The 3,097-nt window shown below is 60.6% G+C and carries 5 protein-coding genes; 1 reads left to right on the top strand and 4 read right to left on the bottom strand.

Translation table 11 applies throughout. The features are described from left to right. Positions 1-306: fibronectin type III domain-containing protein (locus FWD29_10095; GenBank protein ID MCL2804279.1), on the bottom strand; the 306-nt coding region annotated here is incomplete at its 3' end. A gap of 218 nt (positions 307-524) precedes the next feature. On the opposite strand from FWD29_10095, the gene FWD29_10090 reads away from it, so the two are divergent. Next, positions 525-1,310, top strand: coding sequence for a methyltransferase domain-containing protein (locus FWD29_10090; protein ID MCL2804278.1), 786 nt, complete (start codon positions 525-527; stop codon positions 1,308-1,310). Here FWD29_10090 and FWD29_10085 read toward each other — a convergent pair. From FWD29_10085 to FWD29_10075, 3 genes are all read right to left on the bottom strand, one after another. Continuing rightward, complete coding sequence (locus tag FWD29_10085) at positions 1,307-1,711, bottom strand: PIN domain-containing protein (GenBank protein ID MCL2804277.1); 405 nt, start codon at positions 1,709-1,711, stop codon at positions 1,307-1,309. The two genes, FWD29_10090 and FWD29_10085, sit on opposite strands and share 4 nt — an antisense overlap. Further along, positions 1,711-1,962 (bottom strand): type II toxin-antitoxin system prevent-host-death family antitoxin, encoded by a 252-nt coding sequence (locus FWD29_10080; protein MCL2804276.1) that lies wholly within the window; start codon positions 1,960-1,962, stop codon positions 1,711-1,713. Before FWD29_10080 ends, FWD29_10085 begins: the two co-directional genes overlap by 1 nt. A 108-nt stretch (positions 1,963-2,070) precedes the next feature. Continuing rightward, positions 2,071-2,805: a virulence RhuM family protein gene (locus FWD29_10075; protein MCL2804275.1), complete on the bottom strand. Its 735-nt coding sequence runs from the start codon at positions 2,803-2,805 to the stop codon at positions 2,071-2,073. Positions 2,806-3,097: the final 292 nt, after the last annotated feature.

Below are 3,097 nucleotides of genomic sequence, written 5' to 3'. Positions count from 1 at the left end.
ATTGGTGGAGACAAACGATGTGGCTGTCTTCGTCTTATAGTCGGTTTCCGTCTTCCAGGTCCAGCTGGTGTTGGCTGACTGATATTCAACCTGATAGGAGGTGGCGCCTGCAGAGGCGTTCCAGGAAACCGTGGCAGACGAATTGTCACGCTTGACCGCCTTTACGCCGGTGGGAGCAGGCGGGACAGTGGCAGCGTGGCTAGCCGTTAGCGGTACGCCAGTCAGACCCATGCCCAACAGGAGGGCTGTTGCAATGCTGGCCAGACGACCTCGCCAGCCAGTCTTGGACTTCCTTTGTGTGATCATGTGATCGCCTTTCGGTGAGGGCCCTGAAGCGGGCGTTGAGACGACAGAGAACCACTCTGGCCGGTATTGGCGACCACGCATCCTGTTGAGCATTTGAAGCTCCTTCCCCGAACCCGCTTCAGTACGGACCGGTTATTGTCCCTGCATAGTTAATGGCCGGCACGGGCGGCGTTTCCACACAGATCCATAAACTGCCCGCCGCTTGGTAGCATGCGCGGGTGGCGGAATGGGATCCAGCGGCCTATCTGGTGTTCGAGAGGCAACGGACACAACCTTCGATCGATCTGGCTGCGCGAGTGGACGTTTCTGCACCCGGCCGGATTATCGACATCGGCTGCGGGCCGGGCAACTCCACCGCCGTCCTGGCGAAACGCTGGCCTGAAGTCGAGCTGGTAGGTCTGGACAACTCCCCTGCCATGTTGGACCAGGCCAAGGCGGTCCTGCCCCATGTCAAATGGGTCCTAGCAGATGCGACCGGCGACTTGGGATTCCTGGGCAAGTTCGACTTGGTCTTTTCCAACGCCGTCATTCAGTGGATCAGCGATCAAGAGGCGGTGCTGGCCTCGATGTTTGGGCTGCTGCGGCCCGGGGGAGTGATGGCGGTTCAGGTTCCGGACACTGACGAGATGCCGGTGCACACCGCCTTGGTTGAGCTGTTGGCCCAACCCCACTGGCAGGCGCTGTTGGGCGACGTGCCGAACACCTACACCATCCACCGGGCGGCCTGGTACTACGACGTGGCCAGCGCTTTGGCCGATTCGGTAGACCTCTGGGTGACCCAATACATGCCAGCCATGGCCTCGCATGACGCCATCGTCGAGTGGTACCGCGGCACTGGTCTTCGCCCTTACCTGGAGCGCTTGACTGATCAGGATTCCAGGGCAGAGTTTTTGGAGCAGTACCGGTCGCTGATTGTCGACGCCTACCCGGTCCGGCGCGACGGCAAGGTTCTGTTCCCGTTCCATCGGGTCTTTTTCCTCGCCCGGGCAAAGTGGTCCGGTTAGCGAACGTCTATGCTGACCAGCGGCCTGAGGCTGGCGACGTGCTCGGCGTTTCGAGTCACGAGCGTCGCGTCGTGTGTCAGCGCAGTTGCGGCGATAAGTCTGTCAAAGCGCCGGGCTTTGACGTCTCCGCCGGCATCTGCGATATGCGCCAGGATGCGTTGGTAGGACTTTTCGCAGTCATCATCGAAGGGCAAGCCGGCACCGAAGACCTCTCGCAGGGCGGCCAGCCGGGCCGTCCGATGGCGCAAAACCGCAACGTTCGTTGCGGAGTGGACGCCAATCGCCAACTCGGCGAAACTCAGGGTTGAAACCAACGCGTCGTCAACATCTGACAGGTCAGGTGGTTCTTGCCCGGCCTCAGAGATAGGGATGAGGACGCTGGTGTCGAGCAGTACCCTCATCAGTGCTTCCAGGGGTCGGCGGCTCGGTCCATCGACCGCTCGGCTTCAAGTTGAAGCGCCCATTGGTCGTCGACCGGGGTCGATGCCAGGGCCTGCATGACGTCGGTTCCGCGCACATGCTGGCGGGTCACGGGCACAATCCGCGCCACCGGCCGGCGGTAGCGGGTAACCGTGAGCGCTTGGCCGCGTGCCACAGTGTCCAAGGCGGGGGCCGGGTTCTGGCGCAGCTCGGCGATACTGATTGAGCGCATGTCTACATTCTAGCAAATGTAGATAAACTGATTCCGGCCCCACACAGGGCGGTATGAGTGCGGAAGGCACACCGGATCGATGGCCTGATTCAAAGGGCGACCTGCGCTTCACAGGGGCTTGTCTGGTAGTAGCTGTGTTGACTCGATCCGCTTCTGGGTTGTCTTGATCGCGTCCAGATAGTCCCGTTCGGCAGGCGACGGCTCCTCTGCCAGGCGCTTGAGGTATTCGCCGTACTCTGAGGCTGCGTGCCCGATGGCGGCGTAATGCATCTTGTTTTGCACAACCTTGAAGAACTCGATACTTTCGGGAGCCTTCGGGTCGTAGTCAGCGCTGGTGGCGTACAAGTCGAGAACCTGGCGGTAAAAGACCTTTTCCGACGAGCGAATGTCACGTATGCGGTCCAGCAGCTCCCGCCAATACGAGCCTCCACCGGCCTGCCTCAACAGCGGGTCGTTCAGCGCGAAGCCCTTGGTCAGGTATTCCTTCAGCACGCCAAGTGCCCAGCGCCGGAATTGCGTGCCGCGCAGTGACTTCACCCGGTAACCAACGGAAATGACCACGTCTAGGTTGTAGTGGGTGACCCGCCTTTCCACCCTGCGAGTTCCTTCGGTCTGAACTGTTGCATAATCTGCAACAGTTCCTGCCTGATCCAGTTCTCCCTCAGAAAAAACGTTCGAAATGTGCCGTGACACCGTCGACTTGTCGCGCTGGAACAGCGAAGCCATCTGATCTAGAGACAGCCACACCGTCTCGTCGATCAAGCGAACGTCGATTCGTGTCTCGCCGTCGTCCGTCTGGTAGAGGACAATCTGGGACTCAGGCACCCCAGCAGAGCTGTTCATGGAAATCACCCTATCCGGGGGTACGGACACCCGACCGAGTAGCGGCCGCGGGGCCGCGGGAGGCCACGGGTGCAGGTGGTACGCAGCCCGGCGATTACGAAGACCGTGACGGTTACCCAGACTGGGCCAACGGGTGATTCCCATCTTTCAGGTTGGTTTGAGGGGTTTTAGGCTGGTGGCCTCGGTGTATACCGGGTTTCGGGAAGGCGGGTCGTGTCGCTAGCGGATGTTTGTGTTGATCAGGTTGGTATGCCAGGTCCTCAACTGGGTTAGCGTGGCCCACTGCTGGTCT

The organism is Micrococcales bacterium (assembly GCA_009784895.1).
Lineage (GTDB): Bacteria > Actinomycetota > Actinomycetes > Actinomycetales > WQXJ01 > WQXJ01.
The sequence above is the reverse complement of the archived record's forward strand: the minus strand, read 5'-3'. Positions and strand labels throughout refer to the sequence as shown.